The sequence below is a fragment of the Bacillus sp. BD59S genome (genome assembly GCF_007363175.1).
Classification (GTDB): Bacteria; Bacillota; Bacilli; order Bacillales; family Bacillaceae_G; genus Bacillus_A; species Bacillus_A pacificus.
Genome location: NZ_CP034686.1, coordinates 3,458,310 through 3,485,276 on the forward strand (window position 1 = coordinate 3,458,310; position 26,967 = coordinate 3,485,276).

Annotated in this window: 18 protein-coding genes; 4 read left to right on the top strand and 14 right to left on the bottom strand. The window is 34.8% G+C overall.

The window, feature by feature from the left end:
* Positions 1-27 precede the first annotated feature (27 nt).
* Entirely contained in the window at positions 28-1,869 is a 1,842-nt protein-coding gene (locus EKQ63_RS20045) for a S8 family peptidase (protein WP_143881463.1), read from the bottom strand.
* A 290-nt stretch (positions 1,870-2,159) separates the two neighbouring features.
* On the opposite strand from EKQ63_RS20045, the gene EKQ63_RS20050 reads away from it, so the two are divergent.
* The 3 genes from EKQ63_RS20050 to EKQ63_RS20065 all read left to right on the top strand — a co-directional run bounded on the left by EKQ63_RS20050 (position 2,160) and on the right by EKQ63_RS20065 (position 6,909).
* A complete protein-coding gene (locus EKQ63_RS20050) occupies positions 2,160-2,957 on the top strand; it encodes a cell wall hydrolase (RefSeq protein ID WP_143881464.1) in 798 nt (265 codons plus the stop codon).
* Between the two features lie 265 nt (positions 2,958-3,222).
* Positions 3,223-4,560 carry an NAD(P)/FAD-dependent oxidoreductase gene (locus tag EKQ63_RS20055; protein ID WP_087954523.1) on the top strand — a complete coding sequence of 446 codons (1,338 nt, stop codon included), beginning with the start codon at positions 3,223-3,225 and terminating at the stop codon, positions 4,558-4,560.
* 429 nt (positions 4,561-4,989) lie between these two features.
* Positions 4,990-6,909, top strand: coding sequence for an LTA synthase family protein (locus tag EKQ63_RS20065; RefSeq protein WP_143881465.1), 1,920 nt, complete (start codon positions 4,990-4,992; stop codon positions 6,907-6,909).
* A 99-nt stretch (positions 6,910-7,008) separates the two neighbouring features.
* Here the strand turns inward: EKQ63_RS20065 and EKQ63_RS20070 are convergent, their stop codons facing one another.
* Positions 7,009-9,792, bottom strand: coding sequence for a dynamin family protein (locus EKQ63_RS20070; protein ID WP_143881466.1), 2,784 nt, complete (start codon positions 9,790-9,792; stop codon positions 7,009-7,011).
* Between the two features lie 582 nt (positions 9,793-10,374).
* On the opposite strand from EKQ63_RS20070, the gene EKQ63_RS20075 reads away from it, so the two are divergent.
* On the top strand, positions 10,375-10,560 hold the full coding sequence (locus EKQ63_RS20075; protein WP_000461128.1) for a hypothetical protein: 186 nt from the start codon (positions 10,375-10,377) through the stop codon (positions 10,558-10,560).
* Between the two features lie 360 nt (positions 10,561-10,920).
* Here EKQ63_RS20075 and EKQ63_RS20080 read toward each other — a convergent pair whose 3' ends face one another.
* The 12 genes from EKQ63_RS20080 to rny form a co-directional block, all read right to left on the bottom strand.
* Positions 10,921-11,907 carry a choloylglycine hydrolase family protein gene (locus tag EKQ63_RS20080; protein ID WP_087954520.1) on the bottom strand — a complete coding sequence of 329 codons (987 nt, stop codon included), beginning with the start codon at positions 11,905-11,907 and terminating at the stop codon, positions 10,921-10,923.
* A 265-nt stretch (positions 11,908-12,172) separates the two neighbouring features.
* Positions 12,173-14,116 (bottom strand): DNA mismatch repair endonuclease MutL, encoded by a 1,944-nt coding sequence (gene mutL / locus EKQ63_RS20085; protein WP_087954519.1) that lies wholly within the window; start codon positions 14,114-14,116, stop codon positions 12,173-12,175.
* An 8-nt stretch (positions 14,117-14,124) separates the two neighbouring features.
* Positions 14,125-16,797, bottom strand: coding sequence for a DNA mismatch repair protein MutS (gene mutS / locus EKQ63_RS20090; protein ID WP_087954518.1), 2,673 nt, complete (start codon positions 16,795-16,797; stop codon positions 14,125-14,127).
* Positions 16,798-16,978: 181 nt separating this feature from the next.
* Entirely contained in the window at positions 16,979-17,521 is a 543-nt protein-coding gene (gene cotE / locus EKQ63_RS20095; protein WP_001288800.1) for an outer spore coat protein CotE, read from the bottom strand.
* A gap of 125 nt (positions 17,522-17,646) precedes the next feature.
* Positions 17,647-18,078 carry a YlbF/YmcA family competence regulator gene (locus EKQ63_RS20100; protein ID WP_000870462.1) on the bottom strand — a complete coding sequence of 144 codons (432 nt, stop codon included), beginning with the start codon at positions 18,076-18,078 and terminating at the stop codon, positions 17,647-17,649.
* A 3-nt stretch (positions 18,079-18,081) separates the two neighbouring features.
* Positions 18,082-19,611 (bottom strand): tRNA (N6-isopentenyl adenosine(37)-C2)-methylthiotransferase MiaB, encoded by a 1,530-nt coding sequence (miaB, locus tag EKQ63_RS20105; protein WP_087996546.1) that lies wholly within the window; start codon positions 19,609-19,611, stop codon positions 18,082-18,084.
* Positions 19,612-20,038: 427 nt separating this feature from the next.
* A complete protein-coding gene (locus EKQ63_RS20110; protein WP_000190154.1) occupies positions 20,039-20,905 on the bottom strand; it encodes a 2-oxoacid:ferredoxin oxidoreductase subunit beta in 867 nt (288 codons plus the stop codon).
* On the bottom strand, positions 20,892-22,649 hold the full coding sequence (locus tag EKQ63_RS20115) for a 2-oxoacid:acceptor oxidoreductase subunit alpha (RefSeq protein ID WP_087954517.1): 1,758 nt from the start codon (positions 22,647-22,649) through the stop codon (positions 20,892-20,894). The genes EKQ63_RS20110 and EKQ63_RS20115 overlap by 14 nt, the downstream gene beginning before the upstream one ends.
* 227 nt (positions 22,650-22,876) lie before the next feature.
* A complete protein-coding gene (locus tag EKQ63_RS20120; RefSeq protein WP_143881467.1) occupies positions 22,877-23,800 on the bottom strand; it encodes a dipeptidase in 924 nt (307 codons plus the stop codon).
* Positions 23,801-23,858: 58 nt separating this feature from the next.
* On the bottom strand, positions 23,859-24,119 hold the full coding sequence (gene spoVS / locus EKQ63_RS20125; RefSeq protein WP_000404341.1) for a stage V sporulation protein SpoVS: 261 nt from the start codon (positions 24,117-24,119) through the stop codon (positions 23,859-23,861).
* A 149-nt stretch (positions 24,120-24,268) separates the two neighbouring features.
* Positions 24,269-25,063, bottom strand: a complete 795-nt coding sequence (locus tag EKQ63_RS20130; RefSeq protein ID WP_001221095.1) for a TIGR00282 family metallophosphoesterase — start codon at positions 25,061-25,063, stop codon at positions 24,269-24,271.
* A gap of 162 nt (positions 25,064-25,225) precedes the next feature.
* A complete protein-coding gene (rny, locus tag EKQ63_RS20135) occupies positions 25,226-26,791 on the bottom strand; it encodes a ribonuclease Y (RefSeq protein WP_046198515.1) in 1,566 nt (521 codons plus the stop codon).
* Positions 26,792-26,967: the final 176 nt, after the last annotated feature.

The following is a 26,967-nucleotide window of genomic DNA, read 5'->3' on the forward strand; positions in this document are numbered from 1 at the left end:
CTTCACCTGAAGTTCCTTTCGTTTACTTTATATTCTATTCAATACATATGAACCATCTTTATTCTCATACTTATAGACGTATAAATAATATTTACCTGGCTTTGCATTATAAGTACCTTTAACTACATTTCCTTCATTTTCACCATATGCTACATAGTTATTTAAATCTAATTCATGATGAAGCACCCATGTCATCCCAATGTTTTGTTCATTTAATAGAGAAATAGTAATATTTTCTGGCGAGTCAATTTGGAAAGTAAATACATCTACTCTATCACTATTATATAGTGTCCCTTTCATCGGTGTATGAAAGTTAACTTTATTTGCCTGTATACGTTCATTATTTGGTTCATTTTCTGTTACTTGTAACTCATTTCCACCGTTTGGTTTTCTTTGTCCATACCCTAAGTTTACTAGTATAGACTTCAAATCTGGTAAAACACCAATTCTATCTGAATATGGATCTTTAGATTTTGTTCCTGTATTCTGGTTGCTTAATATTGCTCTTAGTTCACTCGGTCTATATGGTTGTCCTAAGTTTTCTTTAGCAATGCTTTGTACTAAAGTCGCTGCTCCGGCAATAATAGGTGAAGCACTTGACGTGCCACTAAAGCTAGATGTATAAAGATTTACAGCACTTCGACTTTGCTCAGCTGTAGTTGTATCTACGTTTTCTCCCCAACCATACACATCAATACGGCTTCCATAATTCGAAAACCACATACGTTCATGAGGGAAAGATGAAGAGCCCGCTCCTACCATAATTGCACCTGAATCTTTAAAATCTTTACTATTACGATTTAAAATTTGTTTACCATTTCTATCTTTAAATTGATCTAAATCATTCCAACCATTCGCTCCAGCTTCTATAATGACAACACCTTTATCTGTACCAGCACGAATTGCATCAAAAATATCTGGTTGTACCTCAACAGGTAAATATTTATCACCATACCCATCAAAGGAAGCTTGTGCCTCTAATAATAAAACATCCCCAGCTTCTAACTGATTTATAGCACTTAATATTGCATCAGCTGTATTATACTGTCCGTTATCTCTTATTTGAGAAATCACCTTTGCTTTCGCTTTTGGCGCAATCCCAATATTCCCAACTTCATTGTCCTCAGAGGATACAATTCCTAGTACAGACGTCCCATGACCGACATGTTGATCTATATTTCTTCCAGACATTAATTCAATATTTTGATGTACTAAATCCTCATGATTTAATAACCATCCATATTCCATATCAACAAAGGTTACATCACTTCCATTACCGCCTCGGACTCCCCAGGCGAAAGGTGCATTAATACCAGATGGTGCTGCTTCAAGATAACCTTGTTTTTCATATCTAGGATTGTTATTAGGATTAAAAGATACACTTAATGGCTGTACTTCCGGTGGTGTTATTTTTTCTTGTTTCTTTATATACACATCTTCTATTAAAGAAGATGTCTTTAACTTATCTACTTGTTCTTCCTCTTGCCCAGCATGTTGAGTTTGAAGAATATAGTAGTTTAATAAACTTGTAGATACATTATTAGGTGCTTTCACTTCAAGGTTTTGTATTTGTTCCGGGCTTACAGATGTGAATAAACGAGTAAATGTTACATCTGGGTATTCTGCCAAAAGATCTTCTATTACTTTATCGTTCGTTTGAGATTGTATTTGTTTTTCAATACCATCTTCATATGGAAATTTCAAATCCGCTTTAAATTTTACAATGATTTGCTTATCTGTTTCTTGTTCTATTCCTAATTTACTCTGCTGTTCTATAGAATCAGCATGTACACTATTGACAGTGCCTCCTATTCCTAAAAGTGTTGTAATAATTACAGTTGACGTACACATTTTTTGAAATATTTTCATTACATCAATCCTCCTATTAATAATAATTAATCATTATATTAATCTATAATGATTTTATTTATATAACATATTCCCTTTCTACTAAATAGATTATAGTAATCAGCAATATGAACTTCAATGTATTTTCATATGCAATATTTCATATTCGGACTCTACACTAAATAAATAAGAAACTTATAATGATTATTTATTTTATATGTGCTAATATACTTACATTAAAATATTATATATAGACATTTTGAACTACATTTCTTAACCGTTTTACCTTATTTTTCCTAGGAGGATTTACAATGAAATTATTAAAAATAAAACATATAATCCCTTTATCTGCAGCTGCAATTACATTCGTATGTAATCAAAGTACAGCTGAAGCTTCTACCATTCACACAGTAAAAAAGAATGATACATTTTGGAGCATTAGTAAACAATACGGCGTTTCAATACAATCCATTAAACAGGCTAATAATAAAGGAAACGATCAAACTTTCATTGGCGAACAGTTACATATCCCGGGTTCCGTCAACTCAAATGAAATCACTGTTCGCCAAAACGCCAAGCCTGCGAACATTTCTGGACAAATTATTTATCAGGTACAACCGGGAGATTCATTAGAAACGATAGCAAAGCGTTACAATGTTACCGTTCAATCTATAAAACAAATGAACAACACAATCGAAAACAAGCTTTATACAGGACAACATTTAAAAATCAACTCAAGTATTTCAGAAAAAGAAAAAGACTTAATGGCACGCTTAGTTACCGCTGAAGCAGGTGGCGAATCGTATAAAGGAAAAGTAGCAGTAGCGAAAGTTATACTAAACCGTGTAAACGCAAAAGGTTTTCCAAATACAATAACAGGCGTTATTTATGAACCTATTAAATACGGATATGCATTTACTCCTGTTACAGATGGAAGAATTAATCAGCCTGCAAGCGCAGAAGCAAAAATGGCTGTAGAAGAGGCTATCTCCACAAATGGAATACATTCTGATTGGCTTTATTTCTATAACCCGAAAACATCAACAGACAAGTGGATTACGACACGTCAAACAATAGCAGTAATTGGTAACCACGTCTTCGCTAAATAACATTTAAAATCATTAACAGACCTCTTCACTTAAAAGGTCTGTTTTTTTGTATGTAAGAATTTATTTATCATGTGATATAGTGGTCTTTGAAAACTAATTCTTCTTGTAAATAAAGACACTTGTATTTACTTCATCACTCTAAGAAATTAAAAAAGCATCAAGTTCAAAAACTCCCCTTTATTAATAAAATTTATTTCTTACCTTCATAAAATTGTTATACACTAGAAAAATAAAAAACAAACTATTCGTTAGCAGGTGAAAGAATATGTATGATGTTACAATTATCGGTGCTGGAGTAAGTAGCATTTTTATGGCTTATTCACTAGTTAAAAGTAACAAAAAAGTTTTAATTCTTGATAAAGGTAAAGCGCTAGGAGCTCGCCATTGTCCTTTAGACGAAGGAAAAGCGTGTAATTGTACTACATGTGATAAATATTTCGGATTTGCTGGTTTAGGAAAATCTGAAGGGAAATTTAATTATACAAACGGATTTGGTGGAGAACTTGAGCAAAAAGTTGGTAAAGAGGGCTTTATACAACTTATGGCTGAAGTAGATGAAATTCTATGTCAGTTCGGAGGAAATTCAGTTTCAAAATATTCTACAGAAAATCCAAATCTCAATAAGAGAGCTGAATCGTGTGGTTTACAAATGCTAACAACAGAAGTACGGCATCTTGGTACTACCCTTTCAAATGAAATTTTTCAGCAACTCTACGAATTTTTACTTACGAAAATAAATATACAATTTCATATAGATGTACAACATATTATGAAACAGAAAGATCATTTTACTATAGATACAAATGAAGGAACATTTCAATCTAGGCAACTAGTATTTGCAACTGGGCGTTCCGGAGCAGATTGGTTAAAGGAGATGTGCACTTCTCTACATATTTCTCAGGAACAAACTCGTGTAGATTTAGGTATTAGAGTAGAGATGAAAGAACACCAATTACGTTCTATATTAAAAGATACATTTGAGACTAAACTTTCTTATGAGCATGAGGATTTCACAGCGACTACGTACTGTATGAATCCAAAAGGACGCATTATTAGAAAGTACGAAGAAGGTTTAGTTATGCCTGACGGTCAAAATTTTCGAGAGAAAGGAACTGGCACACCTAACTTAAATTTCACTTTATTCATCCCGCGCTATTTTCCAACTCTCAAAGAAGCAAATATATATGCAAGTTCAATTATTAAAAACATTAACCAAGGACGAGATCGGATTGTTATACAGCGCTTAGAGGACTTACTAAATAAACAGCCTACAATAGCGAACGACATGAAATATAACCGTATACAACCTACGCTACAAGGAGATTATGGAGATTTGAATACAGAAATTCCTCCGTTATATATTGAAGGACTTAAAGAATTTTTATTACGATTAGAACAATTCATCCAAGAACCGATCGATACAGATACTTTATTATATGGAATTGACGGAAAGTTTTATGCCCCTACGATAAAACTCAATAATCATTTTGAAACGAGTATACATGGTCTATTTTTAGTTGGGGATTGTTCAGGCGTCACTCATTCATTATCTCAAGCTGCTGCAAGTGGGTTGTATGTTGGAAAATATTTATCTCACATTTAATTTCCTTCATTCAGATTGCAATTAAATATTTTAACTTCCATGGTAATAACTTACTATTTCCCCACAAAAAATCAGGGTTTTATGAGATACATATTTAACATAGCCATTGACATTCAATTCTAACAAATTGAATGTCAACAGTTTTAAAATCCTCTATTCATTTCCATTTTCATTTGTTCGATATTTTGTAACATCATCATAGTGTTTAATATGTTAGGATGTCTATAAGTATTTTTTACTACAACTATGACTTTTTCTGCTCTATTCTAAAAAATAGATTTACGCTTTAAAATTCCTCATTGTACGTATGTGAATACTTTATATTATTACCTTTAGAAACCATTAACTAAATGGTTCAGCATACTATAATAGTTATAAAAACATAATATATAACACAAGTTAAATAAATTGCAAAAAAAAGGAGTAAAAATGAAAAATAAAATCAATTTACAAATGCAAAATATAAGCTTTGTTTTAATAATTGCTTTAGCAGTATGGTTAAAAACATATCTTATTACAAGGTTCAGTTTTGATTTAAAAATTGAATCTTCTACACAAGAGCTTATTTTGTTTATTAGTCCACTCGCTACATCATTAGCTTTTGTCGGATTAGCATTATTTGCAACCGGTGAAAAAAGAAATTATATCGCGCTATGTATCAACTTCGTATTAACAATCGTACTCGTTGGAAATGTAATGTTCTATGATTTTTATAGCGATTTCGTTACGTTACCAGTACTTGGACAAACATCAAACTTCGGACAATTAGGCGGCAGTATTATAGAAATATTGAACTACAGAATTATACTCGCATTCGTAGACATTATTTTCTTCTTTATTTTGTTAAAGAAGAAGTCATTAGTCTTCCAAACAGGACGTGTAACTCATCCGGCACGCTTGTTATATTTTCTTTTAACGATTGGTGTATTTTTTGCTAATCTACATCTTGCAGAAAAAGAGCGACCTGAACTATTAACAAGATCATTTGATCGAGTTATGCTTGTTAAAAATTTAGGACTATACACGCATCAAGTTTATGATTTAACACTGCAAGTAAAAGCAGGATCACAAAAGGCACTTGCTGATAGTAGCAAATTACAAGAAACTGAAAACTACGTGAAGGCAAACCAAAGTGAGCCGAACCCTAATATGTTTGGTGTAGCGAAAGGAAAAAACGTAATTGTTGTCACTCTTGAATCCCTGCAAACCTTTTTAATAGGAGCAACAGTTAACGGACAAGAAGTTACACCATTTTTGAATGAATTCATAAATGAAAGCTATTACTTTGATAACTTTTTCCACCAAACTGGGCAAGGAAAAACATCCGATTCTGAATTTCTAATCGATACGTCATTGTATCCATTAAATCGTGGAGCTGTATTCTTCACACACGGTAACAACGATTATACGGCGACTCCAGAAATTCTACGTCAGCAAGGTTATTTCACTTCTGTATTCCATGCGAATAACGCCACATTTTGGAATCGTAACATCATGTACTCTGCTCTCGGTTATGATCGTTACTATAATGAACTTGATTACAAAATTACGCCCGAAACAAATTTAAATTGGGGCTTAAAAGATATCGAATACTTTGATCAATCAGTAGATATATTAAAAACTGTTGATCAACCATTTTACGCTCGTTTTCTTACTTTAACGAACCATTATCCATTTACGTATGATGAAGATACACAATTCATTGAACCATATAACTCTGGTAATGGCGTATTTGATCGTTATATCGTAACAGCACGTTACTTAGACGAATCAATAAAAAAATTTATTGAGCGTTTAAAAGCCGAGGGAATGTATGATGATTCTATTATTGTTTTATATGGTGATCATTATGGCATTTCTGAAAAACATAATCGCGCAATGGCACAGTTTTTAGAAAAAGATCAAATAACAGAATTTGATACTTTAAATTTACAACGTACACCTTTATATATTCATGTCCCTGGACAAACAGAAGGTCAAACGATTTCAAAGCCTACGGGACAAATCGATATGAAACCGACTATTCTCAATTTATTAGGAATTGATACTACGAACGATATTCGTTTTGGTCATGATATGTTTTCAGATGAATATACCGGTTTTGTTGTTTTACGTGATGGTAGCTTCATTACAGACAAGTATGCATACAAAAACAATATTTTCTATGACCGCATAACAGGTGAAATTGTAGATTTACCAAAAAAAGAAGCACAAGCACTCATTAACCGTGCACAAAATGAATTACGAATGTCTGACAAAATTATTGAAGGAGATTTACTACGTTTCTCAGAAAGTAATAAAATTAAAACTGGCGAAGTACAAACTAAAATTAAAGAAACTGAAAAATAATGTGAATATGAAAAGGGAGCAACTCATTACAGTTGCTCCCTTTTCATCTCTTATAACACATGATGCTATTTCAAATGAAAAACCTCATATCTTTTACTTTTATTCTGCACTTGTTTCTAAAGTTACATCTGTATAAGTATGATCATCACCTATATGTAAAATTACTTCACATTGACGTAATCTCAATTCAAAGAGCATGATAGAATCATGATAAACTTCAGGATTTGATTTCATTTTATGTAACATCTCTTGTTTTTCTTGTATTTCTAATTGCATATTTTCTACAGCTTGTTTCAAGGAGTTAAATGGATTCCTAAAGAATATATGAATATCTCGCTCTTGTGTGTTTTCAAACAGCTCAAATTGCAAGAAAAATTTCTTCCTAATAGAATCCGTTACCTCGGTATAATCTTCATTTTCTACATACTGTTTGTATTTGTTATATAGCATAGTTTTGTTTTTCGGAAGAACTCCAAATAATTTACCGGCACTTTTCAGTAAAAATTGGGCTGGCGTAAATCGACGTAAAATATTTACTTCATCCATTTGTATTCTAGCCGTCATTCTGTCAGTATCTCTGCGCCAGTCATCAAGCACTTTAAAATCACATTCTAACTGTATTCGATTTTCTCCAAATAAAGAATTAAGTCCTTCACTAAGTTCTTCTAAGTACGACTGACTTTGAATGAGCTCATTATGAGAAGTTGCAATCCAATTTTGCATAGAAAGAGCAAGATTAGGTAATACAGTTTGTTCTAAATATTTATGCACTCTTTCATTCATTGCTTTATTTAGTTCCATATCCATGTGACCGAAATCGCTTTCTTCACTCATTAAATCAGAACAACTCTGTAATATCTTCGGAATATTTCCAGTAAGATCATTCGTAATTTCAGTTTTCATTGTACGATATGATTGTGTAATGAAATGAATTTTTTCCCTCTCAAATGCAGTAAGGTTATTCATGCTACCATTTAGTTTCACTAGCATATCTTCATTCCACTTAATCGCATCCACGAGATTGTTTTCTTTTTCAACGCGTTTAGCTAAAAGATATGTAATTGTTTTTCGGATGAAGAACAATAGCTTTTCAGTACGTTCTGCATCAATATTTTTATAATTAAAGTTAAAATGAATAAACTCAGTTAACTCATTCAATTGTTGATTACTGGTATATAACGAAGAGTAAGGGAGAATCCTCGCATGCGGGAAATATGTGTTTATTCTCGCTGCCGTATCATGTAATACTCTTTTTACTTCTGCTTCACTATAAATGTTATCGATTTTATTTAATAAGAAATGAACTTGTAAATTTGGTGTATGTTCTTGAATGCTTAATAAAATATCACGCTCTTTATCAGTAAAAGGTGAATCCGCATTCAATACAAACAATAATTCATCTACGGAATTTAGATATTCAAATACTTCATCCCTAGTGTCGTTATTCCTATTAAAGCCGGGTGTAACTACAAATGTAATTTTATTTTCACTTAAAAATCTGCATGGTAATTTAAATTCAACACATGCTCTATCTCTATACGTTTGATGGTGTTGAGACATCATATTATGATAATCAGAGATATCTTCCGTTGTTGTAATTGCAGCATCTGTTATGGCGTTAATTTCTGTATGAGCATCATTTTTTAAAACTACTACATTTGAAATTGATTTTTCTAATATATTTTCTCCTAATATAGAGTTGATAAATGTAGTTTTTCCGTTCCCTGAAGTTCCTGTTACTAAAATACGATTTGTTCTTAAATCTGCAAGTTCGTCAACTAACCATCTAAATCGTTGACCTATTTCTATATTGTTCTTTTGTGCCCACTGTGTAATAGATTCAAAAAGATGTAGGCTGTACTCTAAACCATTCACATGATTCATAGAATATGACAGTAGCTTCTCCGCATGTTGTATATCGCCTGAATCTATTTTAGATGGAAAAATCTCATCCCATGCCAATACAGCTGCTGATGGAAATACAGCATAAGACGGATTAACTACTTTTAACCAATTTGTTAAAAGACTTGGAATGATATCGTGTAATTGTTTAAGCATATATTGCCCTTGAATTAATGCAAAGTATGTTTCTTCGTAAAGAGAAGAAATTTTGTCCCATATATCGGACGACTCTATTTCAATATGTAAGAAAAATTCATTTATTGTGTTAAGCCACAATAAGTAATTTTGTTCATTTTTATAACTGTTCCAAAGTGATGAAACCATTTGCGTAAATTGTACTTGATCTACATGATTTAATGTAACTAATGCATCATAAAAATAATCTGGTGAAATATGTTTAGTAAATCCTTTATCGATATATCCTTTTAACACCTCAAACCACGGATAAGATTCTGTTCGAATTAACTCATTCACAGCAAGCTCTACTGCACTATCAAAATCTTGCTGCTCCTCATAAAAGGAACGGGCAATTTTTGTGACATTCAGATAATCAGGATTTAAAGAAACCGCTTCTTTAATAACAGCGAAAGCGGAATCAAAATTATTTTGCTCTATGTAAAGAGAAAGTAATTGCAGCCTAATTTCTGTCATCAATATTATATTATCAGTAGCAATGGAAGTATAAACATTTTCAGCAACTGCTAATTGATTCAGTTCGAAATAAGCATCCGCAATATTTTTTTGTGCCCATGGTGCTAATTCATTACTAACCTTCTCCCATTTAAAAATAGCTGCTTCAAAATCTTGATGCTGATAATAAAATTCACCTTGCGCAAAACGAATATAAGACCCATCAGAAATTTCATTTTTTTCTTCATTTACATAAGCTTCTCCAAGTACGTCAAGAGGTGATTTTGTTACATTCTCCATTAGAAATGTTTCATAATACATCTTTTTTATTAATTGTTTTTCTATTCTCATCTTTTCCCCCACTATATCTTGAAAATACATTTTTAAGATATGTCAATACTTTTTTGTATGTATGCTTTTTATCTTAACAAAGAATATCTTTTGGAAAATTTCATTTTCCTTTCATTTTTAAAGTAAGATTGAATTTTTATGAGAAAAGTTTCAGTTTTTTTTCAATTCCCTTTCAGTTATGAAACAGCATTAAATGTTCCTAATAACCTAATAACACTATAACCCACCGCATTATATTATCAGGAAAAACCTATATAAACCATATTATAAAAACAATTTATAACGAATATATATACATGATTCACTTCACCTATACATAAAAGAGTTCGTCATATAGTGCTTGTTTGATAGACAGATATACTAGGTCTCTTCAGAATTCCACATACACCATGATAATTTAAACAACAACAATAGTGAGTAGCTATTCATACAATATCTTTCTCGAATTGTTTTGCCTTAGAACACTTCAGTAGTTTCGTAATTAAATTCCATTAACCTATATAAATAACTAGTCCAAAAAAAATCTATATGCATATCATGTTATAGTAAAGAATTCAGGAAATCCTAAAAGGAGGCATTTTCATGTTTGAAGATAAATCTAAAATAAACTACCCATATGAATTTACTGAAACTACAACAATCCCGCTAAAAAACCCTATCAATAAAAATTTCAAAAACGGCTCTGGTACACATACTTTCCCAATTAAGAAGCATTATAAAGAGCAGGTGCTATATACGGAAAAAATTAATAATAATAAAAATAAATAAGCGTATAGGCTCTTATAACAATTAATTAAATAAGAATCTATATTAGACCTTGCATAGTTATAGGTAATATATAAGTCTTTCTTATACAACTCATGTACTTTTAAAAAGTGCTGATATACAGCGCTTTTTTATACATAGATAATGGAAGAACAAAAAAGGTATGGATATTTTCCACACCTTTTTTGTTCTTCACTATTTCTAAATAAAGCCTACCAGCAAAACTTTACTTGTTGGAGTCATCGGAGCAAGGAGTAGATTTATGATAAATCACAAAGTTAAAGAAGCACCCATGAATTATATAGGCCATTATTGCTCTATTATATATATTTAAAAATTTACCAAACGTTGTTTCAAAGCTACTTAGTTTTCATAAAATATTTTTTGTGTCCGTTGGAACGGATAGGCTTTAATCTCATCTGTATCTAAATTTTCATGAAATAAATGAATAGCTATAATTTGTCTACAATCGTAAGTATGATAATAATATGTTCCGGACTCCATACACATTACGCTTGTATATATGGTATTATCTAATGCACCTTCTTCTGTTATGACTCCACCTTTAGGAACCTCGCAATTTGATAAGATATGAAAAAGGGCTGATACTCCCTCTTCTTCGCTATCTATACCTTGAATGTTTTGTTTGCCATATGCTGCCCGCACAAACCTCGATGGCGGGGTGAAATCCCCTGGAAGTCCCATTGAGCCTGAGCCCTGGCCAAAAGCACTTAATCGTACATTACTCCACTCTGTTGGCGCGAATGGCTGCGATTTAAGGCCAATATATTGTCTTAAATTTTGCAAATGCCAATTAAACTCCGGACTATTCGTCATCACTCCTATTGGGTTGTCATACATTTTTAATCCTTCATTTGTCGGCTCCAGTACAATACAATCTCCCCATTTATCCGCTAAAATCCAATGTAGCGGTGGCGTAAGTCCTAAATCCGGTAATGGTATATCCAAAAAGATAAGGCTATCTACAGATTCCTTTAACTCTTTGACAGAATTGAATTGTGTCAGACTCCAAGTTACAAAATCAAATGGAGCTAAATTCGTTTTATTGTCATCTATGCTTTGACTATACGTAGCGAATCCTGGAAAATAGAGTGTTGCACATGTCATACCTGCTTCATTTACTCCGTCCGCCATAATGATCCTTCCTTGATGATTAATTCCCATTCCGACCGTAGCATGTTTCGTATTAATGATTTCACCAGTTATATTATTCCACTGGTAATGTCGAGGGATGATTATTACTTCTTGATTCATATCTAATGTGAAGTCCATCGTTCTTGCAAAAAGATGCTGACCGTTTTTTGTCTTTAATGTCAAACTAGTACACATAAAGAACACCCCATTTTATGGTTTTATCTACACTTTACATAATTCCGATAAGTCTGTAAATTAAAAAAACTCTTCCCTTACAAAAAATTGAGAAAGCACATATAAAGTATACATACGTTGAGGTTATCTCTAGTTTATAAATTTTTAAAATATAGTTGCAAAAGAATTATATGAAAAAGGAGCGAATTGTTACTATCGCTCCTTTTTATTTCTTTCTATATTTTATTAAAATAACCAGAGACCATTTTCTCTATGAACAGTATCCCTACATAACCCTCTTAAACATCTTCTCCAATTCATAAGTAGAATGATGCACAAGAATCGGTCTTCCGTGCGGGCATGTGTATGGGTTTGTTGTTGTACGAAGTTCTTCCAGTAAAGCGAATATTTGATCGTTCGTTAAATATTGATTCGCTTTAATGGACGCCTTACAGCTCATCATGATGGCTGCTTCTTCACGTAGTTTTTTTATATCAACTTTTTTTAGTTTAACGACTTGTTCCATCATTTCGTCGATAATTTCTGTTTCTTGTCCTTTCGGGAACCAAGTTGGATGAGAGCGGACGATAAAGGATTGATGGCCGAATTGCTCCAAAAATAGTCCAACTTTTTTTAGTTCTTCTAGTTGCTCTTCGACACGTAAAAATTCGGTAAGAGATAAATCGATACGGTATGGTACGAGTAGTTCTTGTACTTCTTGTGCTACTCGTCCTACTTTATCACGGAAGTATTCATAATTAATACGTTCCTGCGCGGCATGCTGATCAATCATATATAAGCCTTTATCATTTTGAGCGAAAATATATGTTCCGTGCATTTGTCCAATTGGATAAAGCGGCGGTAAATCATTACCGTTCATTTCAATTTCTTCTATTTCTTGAACTTCTTCTTCCAATTCCTCTAATTCAAAGTCTTCATCGTTACTGTTCCACGATTTCTCTTCTCGAATCGGTTCTTCTATTATCGGTTTTGTAGATGGTTGCCAATTTTGTTCTTCTCTTACGAGCGATTGTGGTGGTTGCCATTCTTGCTTCGGCGGTTGCCACAGTTGTGCTGGCTGCTTCACTTCCAGTGGTTCTTCTCGTTTTTCATCCATGCCCGTCGGTAAATTGATATCCGGCATGGATGGTTCTTTCGGCTTCGCATGCTCAAACTGGAACTGTTCTTGCACACTTTCATCTTTTTCTTTTTTCTTCGTTGTTACACCCGCATCTGGAATGAGCTGTATTTTTTTGAATGCTGCTTGCAATGTTTCTTCGATAAGCTTTAGCAATTCTTGTTCTTTACTAAAACGAACTTCTAATTTCGCAGGATGTACGTTAACGTCAACTAGCATTGGATCCATTTCAATCGATAAGAAGCCGATTGGATATCGTCCGACTGGCAATAATGTATGGTATCCTTGCTGAATAGCTTTCATTAATACGAAATTTCGAACGTAACGACCATTTACAATCGTTGACATATAATTTCGAGATGCTCTCGTTACTTCTGGTAATGTTACATAGCCTTTAATTGTGAAATCTAAAGATTCCGCTTCAATTGGAACAAGCTTCTTTGCAACTTGAATGCTGTAAATCGATGCAAGTACTTGTCTTACATCACCATTTCCTGATGTATGAAGCAATTTCTTTTCATTATGAAATAGCTTTAATGATACTTCTGGATGTGACATTGCAATACGATACACGATATCTGTAATATTACCAAGCTCTGTATGAATGGTTTTCATATATTTAAGACGCGCTGGTGTATTAAAGAATAAGTTTTGTACTGTAATATCTGTTCCTTTTCGGCTCGCTGTTTTCTCCTGCTTTATAATGTCTCCACCTTTAATAATAAGGTGCGTACCAGGTGCATCACCTGTGCTAGTGATTAATTCTAATTCACTAACTGAGGCAATACTCGGCAATGCCTCACCGCGGAAACCGAGTGTTCTTATGCGAAACAGATCGTTTTCATCTTTAATTTTGCTCGTCGCATGTCGTTCAAAAGCGACGATACAATCTTCTTCTGCAATACCATCACCGTTATCAATGATACGGATTTTCGATAACCCCGCTTCTTCTAAGTGGATTTCAATAGATGTACTATTCGCATCGATAGAATTTTCCACAAGTTCTTTTACGACTGAGGCAGGGCGCTCTACTACTTCCCCTGCCGCAATTAAGTTTGAGAGTTGGTCATCGAGTTTGCGAATTTTCCCCATCTACTTACTCATCCTTTCTTTAACTTTTTCTGTAAGCGATACAGTTCATTCATCGCTTCTAAAGGTGTCATATCAAGTAAATCAATTTTTTTAATTTGCGTAAGTACTGCCGTTTCTTTTGCATCTAGAACTGGCTTGTCTTGTTTTTTCGGGGACTGTTCTCCACCAAAGAATGATAGTTGTGATTCTTCTTCAGTCTCTACCTTCGTCTCTTGTATTTCTACTGGTTCTTCTTTTACAACTACAGGCTCTGGAGTAACTTCTTGTACTTTCACTTCTGTACGCTTTGGAATAATAATTTCTTCCTGTCCTTCTAGTTGTGCTAACACTTCTTTCGCACGAGCAATTAAGCTATCTGGAAGCTCCGCAAGTTGCGCAACATGAATCCCGTAACTTTTATCTGCTGCCCCATCTTGAATTTTATGAAGGAATACTACTTTTCCGTTCTCTTCAATAGCTGAAACGTGTACATTTTTCAGTTGATCTAAACTTTCTTCTAACACTGTCAATTCATGATAATGCGTAGAGAATAACGTTTTCGCCCCAATTTGGTCATGAATATGTTCAATGATTGCTTGTGCAAGTGCCATACCATCATACGTAGATGTACCGCGTCCAATTTCATCAAATAAAATTAAACTTCTTTCTGATGCGTTTGCAATTGCATTTTTCGCTTCTAACATTTCGACCATAAATGTACTTTGACCTGAAATTAAATCATCCGCTGCGCCAATTCTCGTAAAGATTTGGTCAAATACAGGTAATACTGCTTCTGTTGCTGGTACGAAACAACCAATTTGCGACATAACCGTTACTAGTGCTAATTGTCTCATATACGTACTTTTACCAGACATGTTCGGTCCTGTAATTAAAAATACATCCATATTCTCTGGCATAATACAATCATTCGGTACATACAATTTCCCGTTCAATACTTTTTCAACGACAGGATGACGACCATCTTTAATGAAAATTTCACGCTTCGTTGTTAGTACAGGTTTTACAAACTGTTCCTCTTCACTCACTGTCGCAAAACTTTGCAGTACGTCTAATTCACTAATCACTTTCGCTAAATGCTGTAATTTCGGAATAAATACTTTTACTTCTTCACGAAGCGCTGTAAATAAATCGTATTCTAGTTGTACAATTTTTTCTTCAGCTTCTAAGATTAATGTTTCTTTTTCTTTTAGTTCATCTGTAATGAAACGTTCCGCATTAGCAAGCGTTTGTTTACGCTCGTAGCGGCCTTCTGGTAATGCTCCAAGGTTCGCTTTCGTTACTTCAATGTAGTAACCGAAAATACGGTTGTATCCGATTTTTAACGATTTAATTCCTGTAATATCACGTTCTCGTTTTTCAAGTTCAGCAATCCACGTTTTTCCGTTTTTACTCACGTAACGATATTGATCGAGCTTGTCATTATAACCATCTTTAATAATATCTCCATCTTTAATAGAAAGCGGTGGATTTTCTTGAATACTTCTTCCTAGTAATTCTGTTAAGCTCTCACATGGATCTGCACCTTGAATTAATCTCGCTGCATACGCGTTATCTAACAAACTAATCGCTTCTAAAATAGCTGGTACTTGCAGTAAAGATCGTCTTAACTGTAATAAGTCCCTTGCATTAACATTACCAAATGCAACTTTCCCTGCTAAACGTTCTAAATCATATACTTCTTTTAACTTTTCTTTTAAATCTTCACGCAAGAAGTAATCATTTACAAACGTTTCAACCATTTCTAAACGCTCTTCAATTCGTTCTTTCTGTATAAGTGGACGTTCCATCCACTGTTTTAACATACGACCACCCATAGCCGTTTTCGTCTTATCTAATAGCCATAATAATGATCCTGTTTTTTCTTTCGTTCGAAGTGTTTCTGTCAGCTCTAAATTTCGCTTTGAATGCACATCAATTTTCATAAATTGATTCGTATAATAAATTTCCACTGGCTGTAAATGATCTAATGAACGTTTTTGCGTTCTTATCACATAGTTAAATAAGCGTCCAACTGCTTTAATTAACTTTGCTTGTGAAACGTTTTTCACAAGATGTTCTAGCCCTTCAGGAATTGCCGTTGCATCTTCATATGAAATCGTCATTTTTAACGTTTCCGTTAACTTGTTTAGTTCATCTTTAGAAAAGGAAGAATCTACAACAATTTCTTTCGAACCAGTTGCATACACTTCTAATAAAATATCTTCTACTGAACCAGTCAATAACGTTACTGTATTTTGTCCAGTCGTTAAATCGTTACAAGCTAACGCATATGATCCATCTTCAAAATGTGTTAATGCGGCTAAGAAGTTATTTTCTTTCTCATCAATCGTACGCCCTTCCATCATCGTTCCTGGCGTAATTAATTGTACGACTTCACGGCGCACTACACCTTTAGCTGTTTTTGGATCTTCTACTTGCTCACAAACCGCTACTTTATATCCTTTTTCAACAAGTTGTTCAATATAGTTTTTAGCCGCATGATACGGTACACCGCACATCGGTATACGTTCACTACTACCACCGTCTCGGCTCGTTAATGTAATTTCTAGTTCGTGGGCTGCTTTAACTGCATCCTCAAAGAACATTTCATAAAAATCACCTAAGCGGAAAAATAAAAAGGCATCTTGATAGTCTGCCTTAACTTTTAAATATTGCTGTATCATAGGGGTATATTGCGTCATACTTCTCCTCCATAATTCTTACATAATAATCTATATTCATATATGTCACATTTCACGGACATCCATATCTCCTATTTCAGGAGTCTTTCTTCATTATAGCACATTTCATTAGGAATCATGTTCATTCAAGCACCACTTATGTAAAGTAAAAAGCTAGGAAGAACTTCTCCCTAGCTTTCTATTACTCTTCTTCTGCGTCAACGATAAAGTTCGGATCTAACTCTTCAAACTCATCATCATCGATTTGGAAATCTTCGTCTGATTCTACACAACCTTCAGGGTTTACACTTACACAAATTTTCGTTTCGCCAACTACTTCTGTTACAAATTCACGTTCTACCGTTACAACAATTTTATTACCATTTGGTGATACAAGAGCTTCTAAACAATTTGGTGGCTGAATAACACGAGCAATAATTTCTAAATCATCACCAGAAAAGTTTTTATCACGATATCCAATGCTTACTTCATCTGTGTAGTTTACACGTTCTGTTACAACTTCTGTCTTTGTATTGCCATCGAATGAATACCAAGTGTTCACATCATAGAAACCTTCAATTTCCACATGTTTTCCATTCTTTCTTGCTTCGTACGAGTGGTTAATTACCCAGCACCCTAAAATACTTGTTGGCTCATTATTCGATTCACATGTATGCGTTGACTTTGTATACTTACGTCCTTTTCCAACCACTGCTTTTGTAATAATCTCTCTAAATTCGGACATTCGTAACCCTCCTCAATCACTATTCACTTAATCATATGCGTGACAATAGCGGAATGTGTCATTCTTTTTTTGAGAAGAACTTACGTTTAATTCACTAAAAAAAGAGATGTCATTTCGACATCTCTTTAACAACCACAATTTCCTTTTTTACTTTCTACCGCTGCGCCCGTTTCACCCTTCAATACATCGCCATTAGTTGAAATTAATATTTCATCTGTTACGTTGTTAGAAATCGTACTTGCAACTAGCTGTAGTAAGTCATTTACATATGTTTGTGAAGATTTAAATTCTTGTACAACTGGGATACTATCTAGCTTATCTTGCAGGGCATCAATTTCAGCTTCTACTTTTTTCAAAGCTTCCCATTTCCCGTAATGCTGCAAGTTTACTGCTTGTTTTTGCAGTGCTTTAATTTCATCAATTGCGCGCTTCACATTTTCATTTTTATGAATTTGTGCCTCTGCTTTCTTAAAGAAATCAACTTCTTCTGTTTCAGAAATCATTTTGGCTAATTCTTTCGCTTGCTCAACAATTTCATCTTTTGAATATACTTTCATCTATTATTCCACCTCAATCGGCTCTTCAACTAATTCTCCGTTAAGAGACCAAGTTTTCGCATCCGTTACTTTTACTTTCACAAGCTGACCAATTAAAGACTTTGGAGCAACGAAATTTACAAGTTTATTCGTACGAGTATAACCTGCAAGTACTTCTGGATTATTTTTACTTTCTCCATCAACTAACACTTCTACAATTTGACCTTTATAACGATCATTCTTTTCAATTGCCAATTTATTTACTAATGCATTTAAGCGTTGAAGACGTTCTTTCTTTACTTCCATCGGTACATTGTCTTTCATTTTTGCAGCTGGTGTACCTTCACGCGGAGAATAAATAAAGGTAAAGGCAGTATCAAACCCTACTTCACGATATAACGACATCGTTTCTTCAAATTGCTCATCTGTTTCATTCGGGAAACCGACGATAATATCAGTTGTTAATACCGCGTTTGGAATTGCTTCTTTAATTTTTCTTACAAGCTCTAAATAATGCTCACGTGAATATTTACGCGCCATAATTTTTAACATTTCTGTGCTTCCAGATTGAACTGGTAAGTGAATATGTTCTACTAAGTTGCCGCCTTTTCCAAGCACTTCAATTAAGTGATCATCGAAATCGCGTGGATGGCTCGTTGTAAAACGAATACGGGCAATATCAACTTTACGGAGTTCGTCCATTAAATCGCCAAGACCGTATTCTATATCTTCAAAGTCTTTACCATATGCATTTACGTTCTGTCCAAGTAACGTAATTTCTTTATAACCATTCGCAGCTAAATGACGAATCTCTTGGATAATGTCTTCTGGACGTCTGCTTCGCTCTTTTCCGCGTGTATACGGTACGATACAATATGTACAGAACTTATCACAGCCATACATAATATTTACCCAAGCTTTAATATCACCACGGCGTACTTTCGGAAGGTTTTCAATTACGTCTCCTTCTTTGGACCAAACTTCAACTACCGTCTCCTTCGAGAACATTGCATCTTTTAGAATGTACGGTAATCTATGAATATTATGCGTTCCAAACACCATATCTACATGTTGATTTTTTTGCATAATTTTATTTACAACAGATTCCTCTTGAGACATACAACCACATACACCAATTAAAAGGTCCGGATTTCTTCGTTTTAGTGACTTTAAATGACCTAGTTCACCGAACACTTTATTTTCAGCATTTTCACGAATAGCACAAGTATTTAATAATACTACATCTGCGTCTTCAGTTGAAAAGGTTGGTTCATATCCAAGTGCAGTGAAAATACCCGCCATTACTTCTGTATCATGCTCATTCATTTGACAACCATATGTACGAATATAAAACTTTCTTCCTGTACCAAAATTGCGAAATTCGTCAGGTAAGCCAAAATCCCGTTCAATTTTAACTTCTTCTTTCCCTCGCTTTTTCGCGTCTTTTAAGGAAGGTGGTTGGTATACACTTTCAAAGTATTTGCTATAATCTTTCTCTTCTTTTTTCGTAGAGGAATTCACTTGTTGACTTGCTAATCGTTGTTGCTCGTTCATCGGTAATCTCCTTTCACCCTTAACTATACACACTCTATAGTCCATTTTAATGCGCTTAGACCCACCTCAAAAATGGTTAGATAGCTTGAGAGATACTTGTCCTTTGAAACTTGAGTAATCAATCTAATCATCTATAAGAATGAAGTCTTCCCCACACAAATAGACATTCCCTTTTTGTATTTCTTTTGTCCTACTCAAAAGCATATTGCTTTATCCCTATACACATTACCATAGTATGAAGTGTTTCGCCAATTTTTACAAAGAAGAAGGCTTATCCTATTATTACATTTCCTAGTTAATGAACATGCAATTTTCATACAACGATTTATATATTATTTTACCATTCTGAATTTTCTAAGTAAATAAGACTACCTTATATTTTTACTCATTAAAAAAGGCTGCCAAATGGCAACCTCCTCTTCTTACATTACATAAATTCAGCAACAAGCTCATCAAACATTTTCTGATCCATATTTAAATCAGATTGCACTAAAGGCTTCTCACTATAGCCTTTTACTAGTTCTTGGTATGAAGGTTGCGCTGTATTTTGATAAATTAACCCTGTTACTAATCCGTTGTTTTCCATTAATGTTTGCATAGCCATCATGCGATTAGACGGATCATATCCCTCTACTGTACTTAGTTTTGTTAAATTCTCTTTAAACCAATCGTAAGTATTTACTTTATTGTAAGTAACACATGGGCTGAACACGTTAATTAATGAAAATCCTTTATGGTTAATACCAGCTTCAATAATTTGTGTTAATTCTTTTAAATCACTTGAAAAGCTTTGCGCCACAAATGTTGCACCAGCTGTTAAAGCCATTTCCATAACATTTAGTGACGGTTCAATTGAACCTTGTGGTGTACTTTTCGTTTTAAATCCAGCTTCACTACGTGGTGAAGTTTGCCCTTTTGTTAATCCGTAAATTTGGTTATCCATTACGATATACGTAATGTCAATGTTACGACGAATAGAATGGATCGTATGTCCCATACCAATCGCAAATCCATCACCGTCACCACCTGATGCGATAACTGTTAAATCACGGTTTGCCATTTTCACACCTTGCGCAATTGGAAGGGCGCGACCATGAATACTATGCACACCATATGAATTAATATATCCTGAAATACGACCTGAACAGCCGATACCAGAAATAACAGCAAGTTCATCCGGATTTAGGCCAACGTTAGCTGCCGCACGTTGAATTGCAGCTTGCACTGAGAAGTCTCCGCAACCTGGGCACCAGTTTGGTTTTACACTGTTACGAAAGTCCTTAAATGTTGCCATTTAATACAACCCCTTTTTTGCATTCGTTGTAAATCTCTTTCGGCAAGAATGGGTTTCCATCATATTTTAAAAGACTAGAAATTTTCTCACCGCTACCAAGATTCATTTTCATAATGTTAGCAAGTTGACCTGTTGCATTGTTTTCTACCACTACAACACGCTTCGCATTTTTCACAAGTGGATCGATTTCAGCTGTTGGGAACGGATGAATTAAACGCACATGAGCATGGTTTACTTTCATACCCTCTTGTTCTAAGCGCTCCATTGCTTCTTCGATCGCACCACGAGTTGAGTTAAATCCAACAAGCAATACATCTGCTTCTTCATGCTTAACATTTTTATACACAGGGGTATTAAACTTCAAGTTCTCCATTTTACGGAAACGTTTGTCCATTTGATCTTTACGGTTTAATGCTGATTCAGATGGTTTACCAGTTTCATCATGTTCTACACCTGTAACATGGTGAACGCCATTTTTCATACCAGGTAAAACACGTGGTGAAACGCCATCTTCTGTTACTTCATAACGCTTGAAGTATGCTTTATTTTCACGTTCTGGTAATTCCGCTTCTAAATCGAGCTTACCACGACGAATTTCCACTTTATCTAACTTAAGTGGTTCTACCGTTTGTTTCCCTAAAGAAAGCTGTAAATCTGTTAAGAAAATAACAGGTACTTGATACTCTTCAGATAAGTTAAACGCTTCTACAATATCATAGAAAGCTTCTTCTACTGTACTTGGCGCCATTACGATTTTTGGAATTTCACCGTGCGTACCGTAAATCATCGCCATTAAATCAGACTGCTCTTGTTTCGTAGGTAACCCTGTACTTGGACCACCACGTTGTGTATCAACAATGACTAACGGCGTTTCTGTAATACCCGCTAAACCGATCGCTTCCATCATTAAAGATAGACCCGGACCAGCAGATGCAGTTAATGTACGAACACCAGCATAGTTTGCACCGATTGCCATTGTACAAGCTGCGATTTCATCCTCAGTTTGGATTACTGTTCCGCCGACTTTTGGCAATTTTTTAATTAAGTATTCCATAATTTCAGATGCAGGTGTAATTGGATATGCAGACATAAAGCGAGCACCACCAGCTACTGCACCAAATGCAATTGCATCATTCCCAATCATAAACATGCGCTTCTGACCATCAGCTTTTTCAAGCTGCATCATGTTTACTTTCTCACCTAGTAACTCTTTCATATATTGAGAGCCGCGCTTAATTGCGTCCATATTCTTTTGAACAACTTGCTCTCCTTTACGACCAAAGATCTCTTCAACAACATCTAAATAAGCTGTTTCATCTAATCCTAATACCGCACTTGATGCTCCAACAGCAACCATGTTTTTCATTAATGATGTGCCTAATTCTGAAGCAATATCTGTAAACGGTATCACATATAGATTTACATCTGTATTGTCAGGTATTGTCGGATTAAATTTCGCATCTGCAACTACAATCCCACCCGGACGTAGTTCGTGGAAGTTAAAATCAATTGTTTCTTGATCAAAAGCAATTAAAATATCTAAATCATCTGAGATCGCGCGTACTTCTGTTGTACTTACACGAATTTTATTATTTGTATGGCCGCCTTTAATACGTGATGAGAAGTGGCGGTAACCGTATAGGTAATATCCTAATCGGTTTAATGCAATACAGAAGATTTCTCCTGTACTTTCAATTCCTTCACCTTGTTGGCCTCCAACTTTCCATGAAAGTTGACTAATCATCTCCTACACCCCTTTTGGCTGCATTCATTGTAGTGTATTTTTTTACAGTAATAGTTTAGCATTTTTTATGCAAATAAACTACAATGGACGCAAATTATGCCTCTTCTGATTTCCCTGAATCTTTAGTATAAAGCTATTTTGTTTTTCATTCTAGTATTAGGTCTTAAAAAAAGCAATAATATCAAATGAATTAATTCTAATTTTTCTGGATTTTTAAAACAAAAATCTTAAAAGCCAATATGTTCAACAAAATTACCATATAAAAATCGCTCTACAGTAGATGCAGCATAGTGTTTACAAAGCTCATTCATTACATTTTCATAATCTCGATACGCTGATACATTTACAACTGTTTCTACTATCCCATCAAAATCTGAACCAAACCCTATATTGTTCTCTCCACCTAATGAACAAATATATTCGATATGTCTTACTATATCTGCTACATTCGCTTGTTTTTCATTTGTTAGAAACTGCGGTACAAAAGTGACGCCGATCATGCCATTTCGCTTTATAAGAGCTTTAAGTTGTTCATCGTTTAAATTACGTGGGTGCTGGCAAAGTTTCATACAATTTGAGTGGGAAGCAATAGGATTTTTTGCAATTTCTATAACATCCCAAAAACTTCTTTCATTCAAATGAGACACATCAGTCCATACATGTAACGCATTCAGTTCTTGTACAACATGTTTACCAGAAGTCGTTAAACCTGCCCCACGTGTCTCTAGCGCACCATCAGCTAATAAATTGGCATAATTCCATGTTAATCCAAAAGAACGTACTCCTAGGCGATACAACAACCGTAATTTCATTGCATCTTTCCCAAGTGCTTCGCATCCCTCTAGTGTTAATATCGCTCCAATCTCGTCCTGTTTTAACATGTTAATATCATCTTTTGTTTGAATAAACTTCACACCTGGTAGGGATAAAATTTCATTATAAAAAATATCTACCATTTGTAATGCTACTTCAAATCGGTTTTCATATGCCACTGTTTCTGGCACATATATAGCAAAACATTGTATACTTCCTTTTCTGTTCTTTAACTGTTCAAATGTAATATGTAATTGCGAATCATGTTTAAAATCCTTTCTCCCTTGTGCACTCCATAACTGAAGAAGCACATCACAATGAGCATCAAAAATTTTCATTTTCATTCCTCCATTATAAAAACAACCTGTTTGCATACTGCAAACAGGTTGTTTAAACTTAACGAGGTTCTACAATTAATTTTATTGCTGTACGTTCTTCCCCATCAATCATGATATCCGTAAACGCTGGGATACAAATCAGGTCCAAACCACTAGGCGCTACAAATCCTCTTGCAATTGCTACTGCCTTTACCGCTTGGTTCAATGCACCTGCACCAATGGCTTGAATTTCTGCTGTTCCGCGTTCGCGAATAACACCTGCAAGTGCACCAGCTACAGAATTAGGGACCGACGTTGCTTTAACTTTTAATATTTCCATTCCGCGTTTCCTCCTCGTTTCTTTAAAAAGTATTAGCAATTATTTCACTTTAACTTATATTCACGAGGAATGGCGCGTATTCCTGCTAAATTTTCGTAATTTTTCTAAAAAATTAAAATATAATAACTTATCTAAATTTTAACGAAAATTTACTCGAAAAATGGTTGATCGTCATTAATTAAAATACGTTCAATTTTCTTTGCTTTTCCTGTATTTGGATCCACATCAATTAACACTGCACTTAATTGCGTTCTACCATTTGTTACTTCAAATCGTACCGGTAAGTTTGTTAAAAACTTCTTCAATACTGCTTCTCTGTCCATACCTAATATTCCATCATACGGCCCTGTCATCCCAACATCTGTAATGTATGCCGTTCCGCTTGGTAAAATACGATTATCTGCTGTAGGAACATGCGTATGCGTACCTACTACCGCTGTAGCACGACCATCTACATACCAACCTAACGCTTGTTTTTCACTTGTAGTTTCCGCATGGAAATCAACAAAGATAATATTCGTACGTTTTTTCGCAATGTTAATTAATTCATCCACTTTACGGAATGGACAATCAATTGGAGGAAGGAATGTACGTCCTTGTAAGTTAATAACTGCAACTTCTGTTCCATTACAGTTCACAAAAATAAGCCCTTTTCCTGGAGTTCCTTCTGGGAAGTTAGCTGGTCTTGCAAGATATTTTGCATCATCGATGAATTCAAATACTTCACGATTATCCCAAGCGTGATTTCCAAGTGTAACCGCTTGTGCTCCGCACTCTAAAAAGTTACGGTATATTTTTTCTGTAATTCCACGGCCACCTGCTGCGTTTTCTCCATTAATGATTGTTACTGTAGGTGTATATTTTTTCTTTAATGCCGGTACGTATTGTTGAATCATACCTCTACCAGGAGATCCTACTACATCCCCAACAAATAATATTCTCATATGTCTTACCCTTTCTATGTACTGCATTTTTTATTGCTATAGCATTAAGTAAATTCCTTATAATATGTTTATTATAAGTTTGTTTTACTTTTATGCTATATAACTAACTGTCTTTATTTTATCCAATTCCAACACAAAAAAATAAAGTGGTGTTTCACCACTTTATTTTGCGTATTCCACTGCACGTGTTTCACGAATAACAGTTACTTTAATATGTCCTGGGTAATCCAGTTCATTTTCAATACGTTTTCGGATATCACGAGCTAAACGATGAGCTTCTAAATCATCGATTGTATCTGGTTTTACCAAAATACGAACTTCACGTCCTGCTTGAATTGCAAATGATTTTTCAACGCCTTCATAAGACTCTGAAATCTCTTCTAACTTTTCAAGACGACGAATATAGTTTTCAAGTGTTTCACTACGAGCTCCCGGTCTTGCAGCTGATAAAGCATCTGCTGCTGCAACTAAAACTGCAATGATAGAAGTTGGTTCTGTGTCACCATGGTGTGATGCGATACTGTTTATAACTACAGGATGCTCTTTATATTTCGTTGCGAGTTCAACACCAATTTCAACGTGGCTACCCTCTACTTCATGATCAATCGCTTTCCCGATATCATGTAATAGACCAGCACGTCTTGCTAGTTTTTCATCCTCGCCAAGCTCTGCTGCCATAAGTCCAGTTAAATATGCAACTTCCATAGAGTGTTTTAAGACGTTTTGACCATAACTTGTACGGTATTTTAAACGACCTAAAATTTTAATTAAATCTGGGTGTAATCCGTGAACACCCACTTCAAACGTTGTTTGCTCTCCGACTTCGCGAATATACTCGTCCACTTCACGTCTTGATTTTTCGACCATCTCTTCAATACGCGCTGGGTGAATACGTCCGTCCTGTACTAGTTTATCAAGAGCGATACGAGCTGTTTCACGACGAATTGGGTCGAATCCAGAAAGGATTACCGCCTCTGGTGTATCATCGATAATTAAGTCAATACCCGTTAACGTTTCTAACGTACGAATATTACGACCTTCACGCCCGATAATACGTCCCTTCATTTCGTCATTTGGAAGATTTACAACCGAAACGGTTGTTTCAGCAACATGATCAGCTGCACATCTTTGCATTGCAAGAGATAAAATCTCTTTTGCTTTCTTATCCGCTTCTTCTTTCGCACGAACTTCACTTTCTTTTACCATTACGGCAATTTCATGAGAAACTTCACTTTCTACTTTACCAAGAATAATTGCTTTCGCTTGTTCGCGTGTCAGATTGGAAATGCGCTCTAATTCTGTTTGTTGCTTTTGAACTAACTCTCCCACTTTGCTTTCCAACTCTTCAATCTGTTGTTGTCTCGCTACAAGAGAATCCTCTTTCTTTTCTAACTGTAGCTCGCGTTTATCGAGCGTTTCGTCTTTACGATCAAGGTTCTCTTCTTTTTGCATTAAACGATTTTCTTGTTTTTGTAATTCGCTTCTACGGTCACGAATTTCTAATTCAGCTTCTGTACGAAGTGTATGAATTTCATCCTTTGCTTCTAAAAGCGCTTCTTTCTTAAGTGCTTCAGCCTCACGATTCGCTTCATCTATAATACGTTTCGCTTCATTAGCTGCACCATTAATCTTCGCTTCAGCAATAGACTTTCGAACAAAAAAGCCAACAACTGCACCGACTGTTGCAAGCAAAATGGAGATGAGTATCCAAACTGCAGTACTACTCATGATTTCACCTCCCCTTGCTATGAATGAAAAAAGACTGTCGGCATGTACATTGAATACCAACATACAGCAAAGACCGTCGTCCCGCTTTTTTAAGGGACTTTCTTCATTTCACAATTAAAATGTCATATTATTATTTCGGCAAGATTTAAGTCTTACTCCGAATATTACTTCTCTTC